Genomic DNA, 18,089 nt, shown 5'->3' on the forward strand with positions numbered 1-18,089 from the left:
CTTCATTTACTCGATTGCTTCCTAGAACTGCTCGTGTCTGAAAACCTTATCATGTTATTAAGCCTATAAAAAAACTTAAAAAATAAATGTGTTTGTTACAATTTCAATGTCGTTTTATCCAGTTTTCAAAGAACAAGTTTTGAAGTATTTCATTCAGAAAGAATGAACCTTCAAAACTGAACGCAAAACGTAATCTTACAAACCCAAGGTTTGTATTCCGAAAATATCCTTAGAAAGGAGGTGATCCAGCCGCACCTTCCGATACGGCTACCTTGTTACGACTTCACCCCAATCATCTATCCCACCTTCGGCGGCTGGCTCCAAAAGGTTACCTCACCGACTTCGGGTGTTACAAACTCTCGTGGTGTGACGGGCGGTGTGTACAAGGCCCGGGAACGTATTCACCGCGGCATGCTGATCCGCGATTACTAGCGATTCCGGCTTCATGTAGGCGAGTTGCAGCCTACAATCCGAACTGAGAACGACTTTATCGGATTAGCTCCCTCTCGCGAGTTGGCAACCGTTTGTATCGTCCATTGTAGCACGTGTGTAGCCCAGGTCATAAGGGGCATGATGATTTGACGTCATCCCCACCTTCCTCCGGTTTGTCACCGGCAGTCACCTTAGAGTGCCCAACTAAATGATGGCAACAAAGGATAAGGGTTGCGCTCGTTGCGGGACTTAACCCAACATCTCACAACACGAGCTGACGACAACCATGCACCACCTGTCACCGTTGCCCCCGAAGGGGAAACCATATCTCTACAGTGGTCAACGGGATGTCAAGACCTGGTAAGGTTCTTCGCGTTGCTTCGAATTAAACCACATGCTCCACCGCTTGTGCGGGCCCCCGTCAATTCCTTTGAGTTTCAGTCTTGCGACCGTACTCCCCAGGCGGAGTGCTTAATGCGTTAGCTGCAGCACTAAGGGGCGGAAACCCCCTAACACTTAGCACTCATCGTTTACGGCGTGGACTACCAGGGTATCTAATCCTGTTTGCTCCCCACGCTTTCGCGCCTCAGTGTCAGTTACAGACCAGATAGTCGCCTTCGCCACTGGTGTTCCTCCAAATCTCTACGCATTTCACCGCTACACTTGGAATTCCACTATCCTCTTCTGCACTCAAGTCTCCCAGTTTCCAATGACCCTCCACGGTTGAGCCGTGGGCTTTCACATCAGACTTAAGAAACCACCTGCGCGCGCTTTACGCCCAATAATTCCGGACAACGCTTGCCACCTACGTATTACCGCGGCTGCTGGCACGTAGTTAGCCGTGGCTTTCTAATAAGGTACCGTCAAGGTACAGCCAGTTACTACTGTACTTGTTCTTCCCTTACAACAGAGTTTTACGAACCGAAATCCTTCTTCACTCACGCGGCGTTGCTCCATCAGGCTTTCGCCCATTGTGGAAGATTCCCTACTGCTGCCTCCCGTAGGAGTCTGGGCCGTGTCTCAGTCCCAGTGTGGCCGATCACCCTCTCAGGTCGGCTACGCATCGTCGCCTTGGTGAGCCGTTACCTCACCAACTAGCTAATGCGCCGCGGGCCCATCCTATAGCGACAGCCGAAACCGTCTTTCAATATTTCACCATGAGGTGAAACAGATTATTCGGTATTAGCCCCGGTTTCCCGGAGTTATCCCAAACTATAAGGTAGGTTGCCCACGTGTTACTCACCCGTCCGCCGCTAACGTCAAAGGAGCAAGCTCCTTCTCTGTTCGCTCGACTTGCATGTATTAGGCACGCCGCCAGCGTTCGTCCTGAGCCAGGATCAAACTCTCCATAAAAGAAATTTGATTAGCTCAAATTGTTTTGCTGGCATCATTTTGATGTCCAAAGTTTTGTTTCGTTCACTAGCTAGGCTAGCTACTTAAAACTTTATTGATTACGTTTTGCTTGTTCAGTTTTCAAGGTTCATAGCATTGTCAAATCAGACAACTATTTAATCTTATCAAACAACCAAGAGGTTGTCAATGCTTTTTTTTGGAGCGGGTGATGAGAATCGAACTCACGACATCAGCTTGGAAGGCTGAGGTTTTACCATTAAACTACACCCGCATTATTTAATAAAATATGGCGCGCCCGGCAGGAGTCGAACCCACAACCTTCTGATCCGTAGTCAGACGCTCTATCCAATTGAGCTACGGGCGCATATAAATTAATTGATTTTGTAAGTGACTTTGGTGCGGCCGAGAGGACTTGAACCTCCACGGGGTTGCCCCCACTAGGCCCTCAACCTAGCGCGTCTGCCGTTCCGCCACGACCGCATTCAATTAGTAACTTTCTCATTGTACTATATAATAATAGAAAGTCAACCTTTTTCTTATAAAAGATGAGCCATGAAGGACTCGAACCTTCGACCCTCTGATTAAAAGTCAGATGCTCTACCAACTGAGCTAATGGCTCAAATTAAGAAATGAATGGCTGGGGTACTAGGATTCGAACCTAGGCATGACGGAATCAAAATCCGTTGCCTTACCGCTTGGCTATACCCCAATAAGTGGCGGTCCCGACCGGGATCGAACCGGCGATCTCCTGCGTGACAGGCAGGCATGTTAACCGCTACACCACGGGACCAATATTATTGTAAAGTAAATGATGAAAATGACCCCTACGGGATTCGAACCCGTGTTACCGCCGTGAAAGGGCGGTGTCTTAACCACTTGACCAAGGGGCCATGGCTCCGAAGGCAGGACTCGAACCTGCGACAACCTGATTAACAGTCAGGTGCTACTACCAACTGAGCTACTTCGGAATAATAAGTGTTATATTGTCGTCGTTATCTTGTCGACTTTTACTATTATAGGGATAACTAAACAATACGTCAATCTTTTTTTTATTTTTTTTTACTTTAATAATTCAAGCTTGCCCAAACACTTGCTACAACAATACTTTTCAACATTCATTTTAATTTTCCTTATATATAATTGCTGGCAATTAACACAGGTATATGTGTAGCGTCGTTGCTTTTTAATTGATGGTTTAGAAGTATGTAACGCTGAACAAAAACGAGGTGCCTTTACTTTCTTTAATAGTTCTCTGAATTCTTTATCTCGATGCTGATATCCTTTACCTTCGATATGCAAGTGGTAATGACATAGTTCATGAAGTACAATGCCCTGGATTTCTTTAATACCATATAACTCAAAGGCTTTAGGATTGATTTCAATATTGTGTGATTGTAAAAGATATCGACCGCCTGTTGAACGTAATCTTCCATTAAAGTAAGCCTGGTGTATAAATGGCTTTTGAAAACTTTCCAAAGAAATTCGACATACAAGCTGTTGTAGTTCCTCATTGTCCAACTTGATCACCTCCAACAACAAGAATACCACACTGTGTAGTATGCACAGCGTGGTAAAAATTTATTACTCAATCTATTAATTGATTTTTAGGAGGGAGCATTGTTAAAGAAATTCGCCCTTTACTAACATCAATCTGTTCTACCCAAACGGTTACAATATCTCCTAACGCTACAACTTCTAATGGATGTTTAATGCGTTTATTTTGAAGTTTAGATATGTGTACAAGTCCATCTTGCTTCACACCAATATCAACAAAAGCTCCAAAGTCTACTACATTCCGCACAGTCCCCTGTAGCTCCATACCAACCTTTAAATCTTCCATTTTCAATACATCTGTTTTCAGCAATGGCTGCGGGAACGCGTCACGTGGATCACGGCTTGGCTTCATTAAAGTATCTACTATATCTTGAATTGTTACAACACCAATCTCTAGTACTTCACTTAATTGATGAATATCCAAAGCAGCAATTGCTTCTTCCGCTTTTTTCGTTCCAAGTTCTTTTTTATCGATTTTGGCCTCTGATAAAATCTGTTCTGCAAGATGATAGCTTTCAGGGTGGATGCCAGTAGCGTCAAATGGATTTTTCGCCTCGGAGATACGTAAGAAACCAATGGCTTGTTCATAGGTTTTAGCACCTAATCTTGGAATTTTTTTTAATTGCACGCGGGTAGTGAATTGACCATTTTCTTCTCGAACCTTCACAATATTCTCTGCAACAGTTTTTGATAATCCAGAAACGTATTGCAAAAGTGATGAAGAGGCCGTGTTTACATCAACTCCCACTTGGTTAACAGCTGTTTCTACTATAAATGTTAGTGATTCATTTAATTTCTTTTGAGAAACATCATGCTGATACTGACCCACTCCAACTGCTTTTGGTTCAATCTTTACTAGCTCTGATAAAGGGTCTTGTAAACGTCGGGCAATAGACACGGCACTTCGTTGCTCAACCTGTAAATCAGGGAATTCCGCCCGAGCAATATCCGATGCTGAGTACACAGATGCTCCCGCTTCATTCACAATAACGTAGGCTACTTCAGTAGTTAGCTCGTTTAATACATCAACAATAAATTGTTCTGTTTCACGGGAAGCTGTTCCATTACCAATAGCAATTATACTTATTGGATATTTTGCTAAAATTGCTTTTACAACAGCTTTCGATTTTGCCACATCTGGTTTAGGGGGATGTGGATAGATAGCGGTAACCTCTAGCATTTTCCCGGTTTCGTCGACAACAGCTAATTTACAACCTGTACGATAGGCTGGGTCGACGCCCAAGACATATTTGCCTTTCATAGGCGGCTGTAATAATAGATTCCGTAAGTTTGCTGAGAAAATATGAATCGCCTGTGTTTCTGCTTTTTCAGTAAGCTCATTACGTATTTCTCTTTCTATAGAAGGTTGAATCAAACGCTTGTATGAATCTTCGATAGCCAGCTTCACTTCAGCAATAGCTGGGGATGAACCCGTTGCTGGTATCCATTCCTTCCACATAATCATCAATACTCGATCCACTGGAACATGAATCGAAACTTTTAACACATCCTCTTTTTCTCCACGATTTATTGCTAAAATACGATGCGGAACAATTCGATTAACAGGCTCCTCATATTCGTAGTACATTTCAAATACATTTTTCTCGTCTATTTCTGTATTTTTCACACTTGTTACAAGTACGCCATCTTTCAAAGAATACGTACGAATTTTCTCTCGAATAGCAGCATCATCAGCAAAGCGTTCTGCCAAAATATCTCTCGCCCCTGCAAGCGCGTCTTCAGCATTGGCTACTTGATCATGATCGACAAATTTAATGGCTAGTTGCTCTAACGTATCGTGACTAAAAGCTAATAAAAGATCGGCCAGTGGTTCTAATCCCTTTTCTTTTGCAATGGTTGCCTTCGTACGTCGCTTTTGCTTGTACGGTCTATATAAATCCTCTACACGTTGTAGAACTGTTGCTGAAAGAATAGATTTTTCTAATTCTGGCGTAAGCTTTTCTTGCTCTTGGATTAATCGGATAACCTCTTCTTTCCGTTGTTCGAGCTGCTGTATGTAGTGATAACGATCCTCTACAGCTTTAATTTGCACCTCATCAAGAGAGCCCGTTACTTCTTTTCGATAACGCGCAATAAACGGAACTGTATTTCCCTCTTCTAATAATTTAATAACAGCATCAACTTGCCCTGGTTTAACCGCTACATCTTTTGCAATGAGCTGTAACATTTGCTTTTGTTCCACATCATCACTACCTTTTTCTTTTCATTTTACCATTACACATTACTAAAAATGCAAAAAAATAGTCTACCCAAACGAAAAGGAGTAGACTATTTTGAAACATTTAAAAGGTGTTTAGTATGATTCACAGCACACCCATTGATGGATTAGAGCGATACACCGCCACTTGCTAGAATAGCCTCTTGTAATTTCTTGATTGCTTTTCTTTGTATTCTAGAAACATGCATTTGAGAAATTCCTAATTGTTCTCCAGCTTCTTTTTGACTTAATTGCTCTAAATATGTAAGCTGAATGATTTGTTTTTCTCTTTCATTCAAAACAACCATTGCCTCGGAAACAATCATTCGTTTATCAGTCATTTCATAACCATCGTCTTCCCTACCCAAAATATCGAAAAGTGTAACTGTACTACCATCTGAGTCTGACTCTATTGAATGATCCATAGAAAGAGCTTGATAGCTACGACTCATTTCCATAGCCTCTAATACTTCTTCCTCCGCTACCTCTAAACGCTCGGCAATTTCTTGAATGGACGGAGAACGCTGCAATTCAATAGTCAGCGCCTCCACTGTTGTTTTGATTCTCGGCCCTATCTCTTTTATGCGTCTAGGCACATGAACATCCCATGTTTTATCACGTAAAAAGCGCTTGATTTCCCCAACAATTGTTGGGACAGCAAATGCCTCAAAACTCCGACCAACATTTGGATCAAAACGTCTGATTGCACCTAATAAACCCAGCATCCCTACTTGAACAATATCATCATAATAAGATTTACCATTCGAATATTTACGTGCTATTGACTCAACTAGATATCGATAATGAATCACTAAATTCGTTTGCGCTTCATCATCCTCCGTTGATTGGTACAATTCAATCCACTTTAATACATCTTCCTTGGATGAAGATTTATGTAGTGATTCTTTCGACATTTTTTTCCACCTGCTCCCTAGTGACATACTTTGTCATAAAGACAGTTACGCCACCATCGTTATTGATCATCACCTCATCCATCAAAGTTTCCATTAAATAAAGTCCTAACCCACCTTCTCTTAGCCCAGCAATATTTTCCTCAGGATGGTACGGTCCAATCTTAGTCTTAATTTCCTCGAAATTAAAACTATTGCCGTAGTCAGCAATCATCAATTCCATTTTATTGTCGTATAACGCACATCCGATGACGATTTCACCTTCTTCATCTTCTTTATAAGCGTGATGGACGACATTAGTGACAGCCTCACTTGCAGCAATTTTTAAGTCTTCGATATCATCATAATTAAAGCCAATCCTGCTTGCTAAGCCCGAGACAGTTAACCGAATAACACTGACAAATTGCGGTTTAGCAGGAACTCTAATTTCAATATAGTCAAATTCCTTCATTATCTTAATTCCACCTTTTTATCAGTTTCGATATCCATCAAATCACTTAGTCCTGTAATTTCAAACAATCTTTGTAATCTAGTTGATAAACCAACGAGCTTCACTTTGCCATTTTCACGTAATGTTCTTTTGTAAAAGGCAACAAAAATCCCGAGTCCTGTACTATCCATGTAATTTACCTTGGATAAATCAAGTTCAATTTCCATTCCTTCTGTAATCTTCACAGCTTCCAATTCTTCACGTAATCCAGATGCCGTAAACGTATCAATTTCACCTTCAACAAAGCCAAATAATTTATGATCAATTTCTTTAAAATGTATTGTCACGTCCATATAGCACACCTCCACCATATTTGTTAGACTATTTTCTGTTCCCTGTTTCATTAAAACGTAAACCTATTTTTAAATTTTTTTTAAAATAACTACAGTAAAATCATCACTCAGTTTAAAATTCTGTACTTTCTCTATCTCTCTATATAGAAGCAGACATAATTGTTGAGCTGATAAATACTTATTTTCTTTTATGACTGTAGCAATAATATCTCTTGAATTTAAGTCATCCTGCCCTCTAAATTCTGTTACGCCATCGGTCATCATGATGATTAAATCCTCTTCCTCTAAGACAATTTCATGAAATGTATATTTGGTTTCTGACAACACACCTAGTAATAAGCCTTTAGCTTCTAATGGAACAAATTCATCTTGCTTAGCCCTATAATGTAAAGCCGGTTCGTGTCCTGCAGAAGCATAGGAAAATATGTTTTGGCGAATATCTAAGCAGCCATAGAACATAGAAACAAACATACTATCATCAACACCTTTTTCTATTACCCTATTAATGACTTCTAAAACATATGAAGGATCTTTATAGGCATAACCCAATGTCTCAAGTCCATATTTCACCATAGACATACATAAAGCGGCAGGTACTCCCTTGCCTACAACATCAGTTACTGCCATACTTAAATATTCTTCTCCATCATGAAAAAAATGAACATAATCACCATTCATTTTACGAATAGGAACAGAAATCATTCCTATATCAATACTTTGTAGCTCGGGCACATCTGATTTTAATAGGGTCTTTTGAATGTTAGTCGCAATCCTCATTTCCAATTCATATTCGGCCTGTTTTTGAAGTAAGCTTTGATGCTCTCGATGTGCCATACCATAGTGCACCATAACTTCAATAAGAAAATCATATGCTGGCTGAGATTCATCATTTCGATTAGGAAATAATGCTTCCACAGCATTTTTATGAATACTAACAACATCCTCAGGGGCTATGCTTTTTTGAATTAATTGACGTGTGAAATTTTGAGCAATATATAAATTATTTTCTGTTTGATTCATCATATAATCTGACAATATATTTTTATACTGAGCTTCTAATTGTTTCAATTTCTTCACGTCCTAACGCAGCCATTTTTCGGTTCTTATTGTTGTACCCTCTCCCATGACAGATTGGATGTGTAAGCTATCCATCAATCTCTTAACGCCTGGAAGGCCAGCACCGAGGCCCCCCGAAGTAGAATAACCATCTTCTGTTACTTTACGGATATCCTTAATTCCAGGTCCTTGATCAGTTGCAACAATTACTATTTTCTTTTCAGTTTCTGTCTCAATTCTTTCAATTTCAATTATACCTATTCTGGCATATAAATAGATATTCCTTGCCAATTCACTAATAGCTGTGGTTATACGAGCTTGATCAACAGTGCCAAATCCAAGTGCCTTTGCCTCATTACGCCCCAGTTGTCTTGCTGCAATAATATCCCACTCTGTAATAATTTCAACCGAAGACTTACTTGTCACTGCTGTCCCTCCATTTCCTTACGGAGTAATACCCTTATACTTTTATTCGACATATTACACACAAACTATATCGAATTTATAAATGGAATATTCTATGTATATTTTCATATACCTTTAAGAATTTTTTCAATAATCTATTTTTATTAAAAATCTTGTGTATATCTTAATTCTTTTTCTACCATTTATCAAATACGTCCTAGCATACTGACGGTGAGATTTTTTGCCCACATCAAACATTTCAACCCTCTTCCTACGTTCTAATGAAATAGGTGTTTCAAAATCTGATGAATAAATAAATAAAAAAAGCATCGAGATATCACTTATCCCAATGCTTTCTATACACATATGTATATCAAAATTTAACTAGACCTAAACTGATCATCAACGCACCATCAACTTTTTCCATTACTGCATGATCAAGTTGTGTAATACGATCTGTCAATCTTGACTTATCAATTGTCCGCACTTGTTCTAGCAAAATAACCGAATCACGTTCAAAACCATACTTTTCAGCATTGATTTCAACGTGTGTCGGTAACTTTGCCTTTTGAATCTGTGCAGTGATAGCCGCGATGATGACAGTCGGACTAAATCGATTGCCAATATCATTTTGAATAATCAGCACCGGCCTAGTACCCCCTTGTTCAGAGCCTACTACCGGTGATAAATCTGCAAAAAAAACGTCACCACGTTTTACATTCAAAGTGTCATCCCCCGCTTACGAGACGCTCCACCATATGTTGTGCTTCATATTCTGCATGCAAGCATTCACTCGCGATCATTAAATTAATATGAGACATTTCAACATATCCTTTAATCATAGCTTCCCGTATTTGATTTGGTTGCTCCTGCATTAAATTTTTGCGCGCTAAAGAACGCACAAAAGATTCACCTTCAATTACTTCCTTTGTTTGTAGAAATAATCTGTCTTGAACAGCAATTGTAGCTTCTCTTAACTTTTTATCGTACACAGCAAGCACCTCCAACGGAACCATACACTTTTCATTACTTCCCATTCTATCATTGAAAGATATTGTTGAAAAGACATGAAATGACAAAATATCTGACAATTTGAAGTACAAATTGTAAAAATATGTTGGCTGTCGAAGGTATATGACGAATAATTATTATTGCAACTTATTACCAGTTATGATCCATCTATCTAACATTTGGAAAAGAAATAAAATCTCCAGTGCTCATTAATTAACCAAATTCTTCATACTGGCAAAAATTGAAAGCTATAATATATTGGCATAAGTGTGTTCATTAAAAGTATATTCTAGGAACTCTTGCTGTGATAATGCATGGTATTTCATAGTTAATGGTTTCAAGCTTAGTTGCCCATTCATCGATCGAAATCCTGTTCTGTCCTTGTTGGCCAATAAGTGTTACCTTCTCACCTATAGCATATGCTTTTGGAAGGGCAACCATACATTGGTCCATACAAATTCGTCCAACAATCGGCATTCTCTGTCCATCAATTAAAACTTCTTGTCCTCCTAACTTACGGATAACACCGTCTGCATAGCCTATTGGAATAGTTCCAATCCACATATTTGATGGCGCAACATATGTTGCACCATAGCCTACAGATTCACCTTTTTTTATTTCCTTTACATGAACAAGTTCACTTTCAAGTGAAAATGCAGGTTGTAAGGCAAAGGGTAGGATACTTTCTACATAGGAGGAAGGTGATAAACCATACATTGAAATCCCGTATCTAACAGCATCGTACTGCAAGTTAGAATCCTTAACTAATGAAGCTGCTGTATTAGATGCATGCACAAGTAGTGGCTTTTTCGGCATCACCGCTAAACAACTTTCAAAAAATTGTACTTGTTCATCAAAATAAGTTGTATCTTTCTCATCCGCTGTTGCAAAATGCGTAAATATTCCATTCAGCTCTACATTATCAATAGACTCAATTGTTTGATACAATGCTAACAAATCCTGCTCAGAGCGAATGCCAATTCTACCCATACCACTATCTACTTTTATATGTAGTTGCAAAGGTTCCGCTTCCTTTGCTAATAGTGGTGCTGCTTGCTGTACCCACTCACTTGCATATACAGTAAGCATAATACGCTGTTGAGCTGCGATAGGAGCAAAAGAAACTGGAGATGCACCTAATATTAGTATGTCTGGTTCTTCAAAATGTGCTCGAATATGTAATGCTTCATCAGGCGTGGCCACTGCAAGTATTGTGGCACCAGCCTCAAGAGCTGCCTGTGCTACGGCTACATCTCCATGACCATATGCATTCGCCTTTACTACTGCAATTATTTGAACATTAGGTCGTATAAATTTTTTTAAGTTTTTAATGTTTTGTTGGATTGCTTGTAAATCAATCATTGCTTTCGTTGGTCGAAAATATTGCTGTGTCTTCATAAGAATACCCTCTTTATTTTTTATTAAAACATTATGTATTACATACATATTTTTTATATAGCTTGTACAATTTTACGTTTATTAGTCGTGAGACTTTTACTTTAAAGGCAATCACTTAACATTTTCTAAACCACAAACTTTTATATTGTCAATAAGCTACAGCTTTCTTCAACTAGAAAGCTGTAGCTAGTAAAGTTACTTCATACTACTTATCGTCATGGATGTAGCAACTTCAATCATTTCTTCACGCGTTAATTTACTGGACGCTACAAAGAATTCAACACCATCTTTTTCCCAACTAATTGAAGTATCTGTGATCGCACCTATTGTAAAACCTAAATCAACTGGATCACCTGGTGAAGATACTGGTAGCATAGAGTTTTCCTTTGTCACTGGCTGCTGCATAACTGTAAAGGCTTTTTCACCCTCAAATGTTAAGATAACGCGTTCCATCCCACTTTCTTGAACCACTTTTTCATTCGCCAATTGGGCCCAATTCAATACTGGGTAGCTAGTTTGGAACTCTTGGTACTCTACATCTGCACCAACTGCTTCTTTGTCTTCTTTTTCTTCTTTACCATCTTTTTCAGCTGGTGTAGCTTGTTCACCTTTCGTGTTATCTTTATCTGTAAATTGCTCAACTGCATACTCTTTGGCAGCATGTTGCACACCTAATTTGATTTTCTTAAATGTAATTCGAATTTGTTCTTCTTTCACATCATTCATAATAACAACAGAAGTTGGTAATAATGTTTTCTTATCTACTGTAATGACCTGATGAGGCATACTATTTTTATAGCTATTTCTAGTAGCCGCTTCAAATATATATGCTTTTTCTTCCTCTTTCATGACAAGATTTTTATCTTCTGCTAAATCTTCTGCTAGAGCTCCTATCAGATAAGCTTGACTATTTTTCTTAGGCCAATCACTTTGGAATTTATACATTTTGTTTAATGTTGGTGTCACAACAAATACGCCATCCGCATTACGCACAATCATTTGAGAAACATCTTTTCCACTTTCCATGACTTCTACTCGATAGAAATCAGGTTTAGTATGCCAAACTGTTACATTATAATTTCTAGGCTCACCACCAGATTTAATCTCCATCGTAGCATTTAATTCATAGCCATTTGTCTCTCCCCATTTACCATTCACTTTCTTCAACACTTTTTCCTGTGAGGCTGTACCACATGCCGACAGAAGTAATATTGTACAAAATAAGACGAGCCATTTAACTATTCGGTTGCCCACGCTTTCACCCTTTCTTCTTTCAAATCCACTACGACAATATATGAACCATATTTGTCAGTTATGTCATTTGTAGAAAAGGCAATATATTTAAATTTACTGACCAACCTTTTTAGACAACTTCATCCCTATTCTAATAAGATTACTTGAGCAGCTGCATATTGCTTGGAATGCGTAATACTAACAAAACCATGGGCAAGCTCTTCCTTAAAATATAAAACAGGATTTCCAGCCTTTCCGCGTAATATTTCCATATCATGTAGTTTACATTGTTCCCCTATCCCAGTACCCATCGCTTTCGAAAATGCTTCTTTGGCAGCAAATCGCCCTGCTAAAAATTCTACCTTACGAGTTTCTGAGTAACTATCAAATAAAATCTTTTCCCTTGTTGTTAAAATGCGGTCTTTAAATTTATCTGTACGCTTCATCGCTTTTTCAATACGGTCTATTTCTACAATATCAAGACCAATTCCCTTAATCATGTGACCTTCTCCTTTACCTATTTCCAACAAGGCATGTATAATAATTGTAAATTGAGGTGGAGCCATGTTTAGTAGAACAGAAAATTTTAAGCAATATACAAAGTATTACCCTGTTGTGTCAACGTTAATAGCAATCAATTTAATTCTTTATGTATTGTCTCTTTTACCCGGTGTAGGAACTCTTTTGTGGAATTACGGAATTCAAGCGAATTTCCTGATTCAAAAAGGTGAGTGGTGGCGTGTATTCTCTGCTATGTTTTTACATGCAGGATTTATGCATATGTTTTTTAATATGTTTTCCTTATATCTCTTTGGACCAGAGCTTGAAAAAATTGCAGGTAAAGCCCGTTTTATTACAATTTATTTAGTATCGGGTATTGTAGGCAACATGGCAACCTACATATTCTACGATAGTAGCTATGCGAGTCTTGGTGCAAGTGGGGCTATTTTTGGAATTTTTGGTGCTTTTGGAGCATTAGTGTATTATACTCGTAAAACAATGCCAATGCTTCGTAAGCTTATTTTACCAATCATCATCATCAGTGTCATTATGACTTTTCTTCAACCGAATGTAAACGTTTTTGCACATTTAGGTGGGCTAGTCACTGGATTTATTCTAGGGCTTATCTATTTGCACCCAAAAAGAATTTTAAGCTGGCGCAAACAAAAAATGGCTGGTAGATCATAATGAAAAGAGGAGCAGCACCATGAACGATCATTAGATTCCATGGTACTGCTCCTTTTGATATGAATCCCCTTTTATAGGACAACCGTAGCTTCATTGGTCATCTTAATTTTCTTCCATTCAGCTGCCGTTAAACCATAAACGACTTGGTCTACATGATGATCATACAGCCACTCCGCATCCCTCAATCGACCTTCTTCATGAAAACCCAACACTTTTGGAATCGTACGGCTACGAATGTTCCCAACCGCTACCCTTACTTCAATACGATGTAGCCTCAAATAATGAAAGGCATAGTCAATGAATGCTTTCATTGAATTTGTTACGAGCCCTTTGCCAACAAACTCATTCCCTAACCAATAACCAATGCTTGTCCATTTATGCTGCCAATTGATCTGATGATAACCAATGACACCCGCCAGCTGTCCATTATAATAAATTCCAGCCTGTATACCATTGTTATCAGCATATTGTCGCATAGCCTTTTTTACAAACACCTCTGTATCTTTAATTGTTTGAACACCATCTACAAAAGGTAACCATTCGCGTAATGTATCTCTTGAACGATCAGTCAATGCAAATAAATCATGAACATCACTTAAATCCAATAATTTCAAATAAGCGTCTTCATTCAAATCATATTTAAACATAGTCCCCACCCCTTTTGTTCTATTTATTTTATTATAAACACTATTTCCAAATATTTGTATGTAAAAAAGCTAATCCTTTATAAAATTTAAAAGGATTAGCTTTCCATTTAATGTTCATACCACGATAATATCGTTTCAGCATCTTGTTGTTCCAGGCTTGAAACACTGCCAGTTGTACCTGATGCTCCCGACATGACTGTCGCTTTTATAGACATAACATTTTTTCTCTTTTGAAAATACGATTGTGTACTCCCCATAGATTGTATACGTTTTTTCTCCACTATCAATGTTATTCGACTGAATACTCTATATTGTAAAGCCAGCTGCTTTCCATCGATTTGATAGCCTGCCGTTTTATGCTGCCAAATCCCGAGTACTATCGTTAATGGAATCAGTAACAATGACAATAGACCATACGGATAGAAGAAATAACTACAAGCTCCAATAATAGGGACAAGCCAAATAAAATCTATGCGATAAAAGAAAGGTCTTGCCTTTTTAGGTGATCGAATGAAGGAAGGATTCCAATTCATATCTGGGAAAAGATCCTCTAATGTCTGCATACAATCATGTTTCTTAATGAGTGGGAACAAGGTAATTTTTTTATCCTTCCCTTCTTCACCGTTCCCCCCCGCACTCTCAACAACAACCGTTGCAAAGCCTGTTAATTGGCGTAATGGATTCTCAACAATACGAATAGCTTGAATACGATTTAAAGGCAAAGTTATACGCTTTTTCTCTAAAAGTCCTTTAGTAATAATCAGCTTATCTTCTTCGATACGGACTGTATAGTCAAAGTAATTAATCAGGGTAATGAGGACAGAAACAACCCAGGCAACTATTAAAATTAACATAATCGATATCGCTACTAAAAAGGCCCCGACTTTGACAAAATCAGCCAACTCATGGAAAACAGTTTCATAAGGAATAATATCTGAAAACTGCGAGGCGATAGCAGCAAGACCAGATAACACAACACCAATCCCACCAGAGGTTGTGGCCAACACTAGTAAGTCTCGCATGGACATATGGTAAATAGCTGGCGTAGAAATCGAATGATCTACGACCTCCGTCTGTTCTTCATGTTGTTGATTTACTATTTCATTTTTGGCACGACGCATTTCTAATTCAATAACATCTGCTGCTTCTTTACGAATTGCGGTAAGCTCTACTTCAGGCTTGCCACCTTTACTACCCGCTGTTTCAACTTGAACTTTGACCAACCCAAAAATGCGGTGGAAAATCCCTTCATTGTAGTTCAAACTTTGAATACGTTCAAAGGGAATATAACGCTTCTTTTTAACAAACAATCCATATTTGATGCGGAGTTCTCCATCCTCAAACCAATAAACAAATGTCCGCCATTTTATAATGCCTCCAATCAATGCAAGGAGTGCGGCTACACCCCAAACACCGAAGAGTAAAATGGTATCAAAAAAATGATCACTACGGAAATTTAGTGAGAAATTAAAACCGTTAGTTATGATAATGATTGCAATAGGTAAAATCATACTTTTTAATGCTTTGACGCTCGTAATTACTGCTGATATAGGGTGTAAACGATTAATCTCCTTAGACATCATCTTCCGCCACCCTTGCTAATTCAGAGATACGAGCACGAAGTGAATCTGCTTCGTCCATGATAAGTGCAGGAATTGTATGTACGGTTGCTGCCGTTGATATTGAAATGTTACCTAAATCATATTTCTTTAAAATCGGTCCCTGTGTCGTATCAACATGTTGGACGCGAACCATTGGTATGAGTGTACGTTTTACTACAAATAAGCCATGTTGAACTTCAATTTCATGTTCCCTCACCTCATATCTCCAACGTTCCCATCTAATTTTAGGAAAAATAAAAATTGACAGTATGGCACTTAATATTACAATTGCCCCAGCTATGTAGTAAATAAACGTCGGCCATTCAAAATAATAAGTACCATAGCCCACGATCCCTGCTGCTATTAATAGCACCACTGTTTGTATGACCCCATATAAACGCCATACAGTTAACCCTTTACGGGAAATTTGATGCACTGGTTGAGCTCTCATTGTCGTTCCTCCTCTTTTTCTATATTAGGTTATACGGAATAAATAACTGTTTTGTTTCAACTATATACGAAAAAAAACCTTACAGCCAGTATGACTGCAAGGTTTAAATATCCACTTACGAGAATTAATCTTCGTGGCGTCGAGGAGAACGAGAACGACCTTGTCCACCTTCACGACGGCCTCCTTCACGGCGACCACCTTCACGACGGCTACTGCTACTACTATTACGGCGATCTCCACCACGAGAGTCACGACGTCCTCCGTAGTTACGATTACCACCGCGACCACGATCCCCACCGCCGCGATTACTGCTAGAGCGTTCACGACGCATTGGTAATGGACGTTCTTCTGAAATTGTTACCGGTGTATCATCTGGCTCTTTTGTTAATGAGCGAAGAGCAGCTGCTACAACATCAATTGCATCATGATTTTCAAGTATTTCTGACGCAAGTGTACGGTAATCACCTAAGTTGTTATTAGCAATAAGACCCTCAAGAGTATCTAGAGCTAATCGTTGTTGACCTACTAATGCTTCATCTGATGTTGGCGGACGAAGTGGAGTCATACGTTTCTTCGTAGTTTCTTCTACGATACGTAAGTAACCCATTTCACGTGGCGTTACAAACGTAACAGCAAGACCTGACTTACCTGCACGACCAGTACGACCAATACGGTGAACATAAGATTCAGGGTCTTGTGGAATATCGAAGTTGTATACGTGTGTGACACCAGAAATATCAAGACCACGTGCCGCTACATCCGTTGCAACAAGGATATCAATTTTATTTTCTTTAAATTGACGCAATACAGAAATTCGCTTAGCTTGGCTTAAATCACCATGAATCCCTTCAGCAAGGTAGCCACGAATTGATAAAGCTTGTGCTAGCTCATCTACACGACGTTTTGTACGACCAAAGATAATAGCAAGTTCTGGTTGGTGAACATTTAATAAACGAGATAAAACATCGAATTTTTCACGTTCAGCCGATTTAACGAAATATTGATCAATATTATCAACAGTTAATTCTTTTGCTTTAATTTTTACGATTTCTGGATCACGCATAAATGTTTCAGCAATTTTACGGATTGCTGGCGGCATTGTTGCTGAGAACAGTAATGTTTGACGCTCAGAAGGAACGTTTTCTAGGATGGCATTAATATCATCGATAAAGCCCATATTTAACATTTCATCAGCTTCATCCAGTACTAATGTTTGCACATCTTCTAATTTTAACGTACGACGATTAATATGGTCAATAATACGTCCTGGCGTACCAACAATGATTTGAGGTCTATTTTTCAGTGCACGGATTTGACGGCCAATTTCTTGCCCACCGTAAACTGATAATAATTTCACACGTTTATCATAGCCAATCTTGTAAAGCTCTTCAGATACTTGAATAGCTAGTTCACGAGTTGGAGCAATAACCAATGCTTGGATATTAGGGTTTTTTGGGTCAATTTTTTCAATTAGTGGAATCCCGAAAGCGGCAGTTTTACCAGTACCCGTTTGCGCTTGACCTAATACATCGCGGCCTTCAATTGCAAAACGAATAGTACCTTCTTGGATTGGTGTTGCTTCTTCAAATCCCATACGCTTTACAGAGCGTAATGTAGATTCGCTAATATTTAATTCTGAAAAATTTGTCAAACTTCTCAATCTCCTTTTTTTCCTTTTAAGTTGACAAATGGTTACATTTTCAGATGAAGTTGTCGGCAAATTCGAGCCTGTGTAGTGGAACGTTTCCGTTACTTAAAAATTCTCTCTACATGATTGTTCATATAGAGCTCTCTTATATGAAAAGGAAAGCCCGGTCTTTACCGAGCGGTTCGATTCTGTCGTAATTA

Annotated in this window: 17 protein-coding genes, 8 tRNA genes and 1 rRNA gene; 1 reads left to right on the forward strand and 25 read right to left on the reverse strand. The window is 38.8% G+C overall.

The features are described from left to right. Positions 1–233: 233 nt before the first annotated feature. The 21 genes from ACE1MS_RS20345 to acpS form a co-directional block, all read right to left on the reverse strand. Positions 234–1,785: ribosomal RNA gene (locus tag ACE1MS_RS20345) — 16S ribosomal RNA — on the reverse strand. A 197-nt stretch (positions 1,786–1,982) separates the two neighbouring features. Further along, a tRNA-Gly gene (locus ACE1MS_RS20350) sits at positions 1,983–2,056 on the reverse strand. 16 nt (positions 2,057–2,072) lie between these two features. Then, positions 2,073–2,149: transfer RNA gene (locus ACE1MS_RS20355), tRNA-Arg, on the reverse strand. A gap of 30 nt (positions 2,150–2,179) precedes the next feature. After that, positions 2,180–2,265 (reverse strand) — tRNA-Leu (locus ACE1MS_RS20360). A gap of 66 nt (positions 2,266–2,331) precedes the next feature. Next, positions 2,332–2,404 (reverse strand) — tRNA-Lys (locus ACE1MS_RS20365). A 15-nt stretch (positions 2,405–2,419) separates the two neighbouring features. Further along, positions 2,420–2,494 (reverse strand) — tRNA-Gln (locus tag ACE1MS_RS20370). Between the two features lie 5 nt (positions 2,495–2,499). Next, positions 2,500–2,575 (reverse strand) — tRNA-Asp (locus ACE1MS_RS20375). Between the two features lie 28 nt (positions 2,576–2,603). Next, positions 2,604–2,675: transfer RNA gene (locus tag ACE1MS_RS20380), tRNA-Glu, on the reverse strand. Position 2,676: 1 nt separating this feature from the next. After that, a tRNA-Asn gene (locus tag ACE1MS_RS20385) sits at positions 2,677–2,753 on the reverse strand. A gap of 91 nt (positions 2,754–2,844) precedes the next feature. Beyond that, positions 2,845–3,303: a SprT family protein gene (locus ACE1MS_RS20390; protein WP_012295780.1), complete on the reverse strand. Its 459-nt coding sequence runs from the start codon at positions 3,301–3,303 to the stop codon at positions 2,845–2,847. A gap of 67 nt (positions 3,304–3,370) precedes the next feature. Continuing rightward, positions 3,371–5,542: a Tex family protein gene (locus tag ACE1MS_RS20395; protein ID WP_012295781.1), complete on the reverse strand. Its 2,172-nt coding sequence runs from the start codon at positions 5,540–5,542 to the stop codon at positions 3,371–3,373. A gap of 143 nt (positions 5,543–5,685) precedes the next feature. Continuing rightward, a complete protein-coding gene (gene sigB, locus ACE1MS_RS20400; RefSeq protein ID WP_012295782.1) occupies positions 5,686–6,471 on the reverse strand; it encodes an RNA polymerase sigma factor SigB in 786 nt (261 codons plus the stop codon). Continuing rightward, the gene (gene rsbW / locus ACE1MS_RS20405) at positions 6,449–6,919 is read right to left on the reverse strand and encodes an anti-sigma B factor RsbW (RefSeq protein WP_008177047.1); all 471 of its coding nucleotides are present in this window, start codon (positions 6,917–6,919) and stop codon (positions 6,449–6,451) included. The genes sigB and rsbW overlap by 23 nt, the downstream gene beginning before the upstream one ends. Continuing rightward, positions 6,919–7,251: an STAS domain-containing protein gene (locus ACE1MS_RS20410; protein WP_031416479.1), complete on the reverse strand. Its 333-nt coding sequence runs from the start codon at positions 7,249–7,251 to the stop codon at positions 6,919–6,921. The genes rsbW and ACE1MS_RS20410 overlap by 1 nt, the downstream gene beginning before the upstream one ends. Before the next feature lie 69 nt (positions 7,252–7,320). Further along, positions 7,321–8,319 carry a PP2C family protein-serine/threonine phosphatase gene (locus ACE1MS_RS20415; RefSeq protein ID WP_036164783.1) on the reverse strand — a complete coding sequence of 333 codons (999 nt, stop codon included), beginning with the start codon at positions 8,317–8,319 and terminating at the stop codon, positions 7,321–7,323. 12 nt (positions 8,320–8,331) lie between these two features. Continuing rightward, a complete protein-coding gene (locus ACE1MS_RS20420) occupies positions 8,332–8,733 on the reverse strand; it encodes an anti-sigma regulatory factor (RefSeq protein ID WP_012295785.1) in 402 nt (133 codons plus the stop codon). A gap of 352 nt (positions 8,734–9,085) precedes the next feature. Then, positions 9,086–9,436 carry a type II toxin-antitoxin system PemK/MazF family toxin gene (locus tag ACE1MS_RS20425; protein ID WP_008177055.1) on the reverse strand — a complete coding sequence of 117 codons (351 nt, stop codon included), beginning with the start codon at positions 9,434–9,436 and terminating at the stop codon, positions 9,086–9,088. Positions 9,437–9,440: 4 nt separating this feature from the next. Further along, the gene (locus ACE1MS_RS20430) at positions 9,441–9,704 is read right to left on the reverse strand and encodes a hypothetical protein (RefSeq protein ID WP_036162355.1); all 264 of its coding nucleotides are present in this window, start codon (positions 9,702–9,704) and stop codon (positions 9,441–9,443) included. A gap of 295 nt (positions 9,705–9,999) precedes the next feature. Beyond that, entirely contained in the window at positions 10,000–11,121 is a 1,122-nt protein-coding gene (gene alr, locus ACE1MS_RS20435) for an alanine racemase (protein WP_036162357.1), read from the reverse strand. A gap of 195 nt (positions 11,122–11,316) precedes the next feature. Then, entirely contained in the window at positions 11,317–12,375 is a 1,059-nt protein-coding gene (locus tag ACE1MS_RS20440; protein WP_012295787.1) for a LolA family protein, read from the reverse strand. Between the two features lie 125 nt (positions 12,376–12,500). Next, entirely contained in the window at positions 12,501–12,854 is a 354-nt protein-coding gene (acpS, locus tag ACE1MS_RS20445) for a holo-ACP synthase (protein ID WP_036162359.1), read from the reverse strand. A 64-nt stretch (positions 12,855–12,918) separates the two neighbouring features. Here acpS and ACE1MS_RS20450 point away from each other — a divergent pair, with 64 nt between their 5' ends. Then, positions 12,919–13,542 (forward strand): rhomboid family intramembrane serine protease, encoded by a 624-nt coding sequence (locus ACE1MS_RS20450; RefSeq protein WP_031416485.1) that lies wholly within the window; start codon positions 12,919–12,921, stop codon positions 13,540–13,542. A gap of 71 nt (positions 13,543–13,613) precedes the next feature. On the opposite strand, the gene ACE1MS_RS20455 is transcribed toward ACE1MS_RS20450, so the two are convergent. The 4 genes from ACE1MS_RS20455 to ACE1MS_RS20470 form a co-directional block, all read right to left on the reverse strand. Next, positions 13,614–14,189 carry a GNAT family N-acetyltransferase gene (locus tag ACE1MS_RS20455; protein WP_036164786.1) on the reverse strand — a complete coding sequence of 192 codons (576 nt, stop codon included), beginning with the start codon at positions 14,187–14,189 and terminating at the stop codon, positions 13,614–13,616. Between the two features lie 107 nt (positions 14,190–14,296). Further along, complete coding sequence (locus ACE1MS_RS20460; protein WP_031416487.1) at positions 14,297–15,769, reverse strand: PH domain-containing protein; 1,473 nt, start codon at positions 15,767–15,769, stop codon at positions 14,297–14,299. Beyond that, a complete protein-coding gene (locus tag ACE1MS_RS20465; RefSeq protein ID WP_031416488.1) occupies positions 15,762–16,241 on the reverse strand; it encodes a PH domain-containing protein in 480 nt (159 codons plus the stop codon). Before ACE1MS_RS20465 ends, ACE1MS_RS20460 begins: the two co-directional genes overlap by 8 nt. A 124-nt stretch (positions 16,242–16,365) precedes the next feature. Continuing rightward, complete coding sequence (locus ACE1MS_RS20470) at positions 16,366–17,892, reverse strand: DEAD/DEAH box helicase (protein WP_012295794.1); 1,527 nt, start codon at positions 17,890–17,892, stop codon at positions 16,366–16,368. Positions 17,893–18,089 lie beyond the last annotated feature (197 nt).

Source organism: Lysinibacillus sp. fkY74-1 (genome assembly GCF_053165895.1).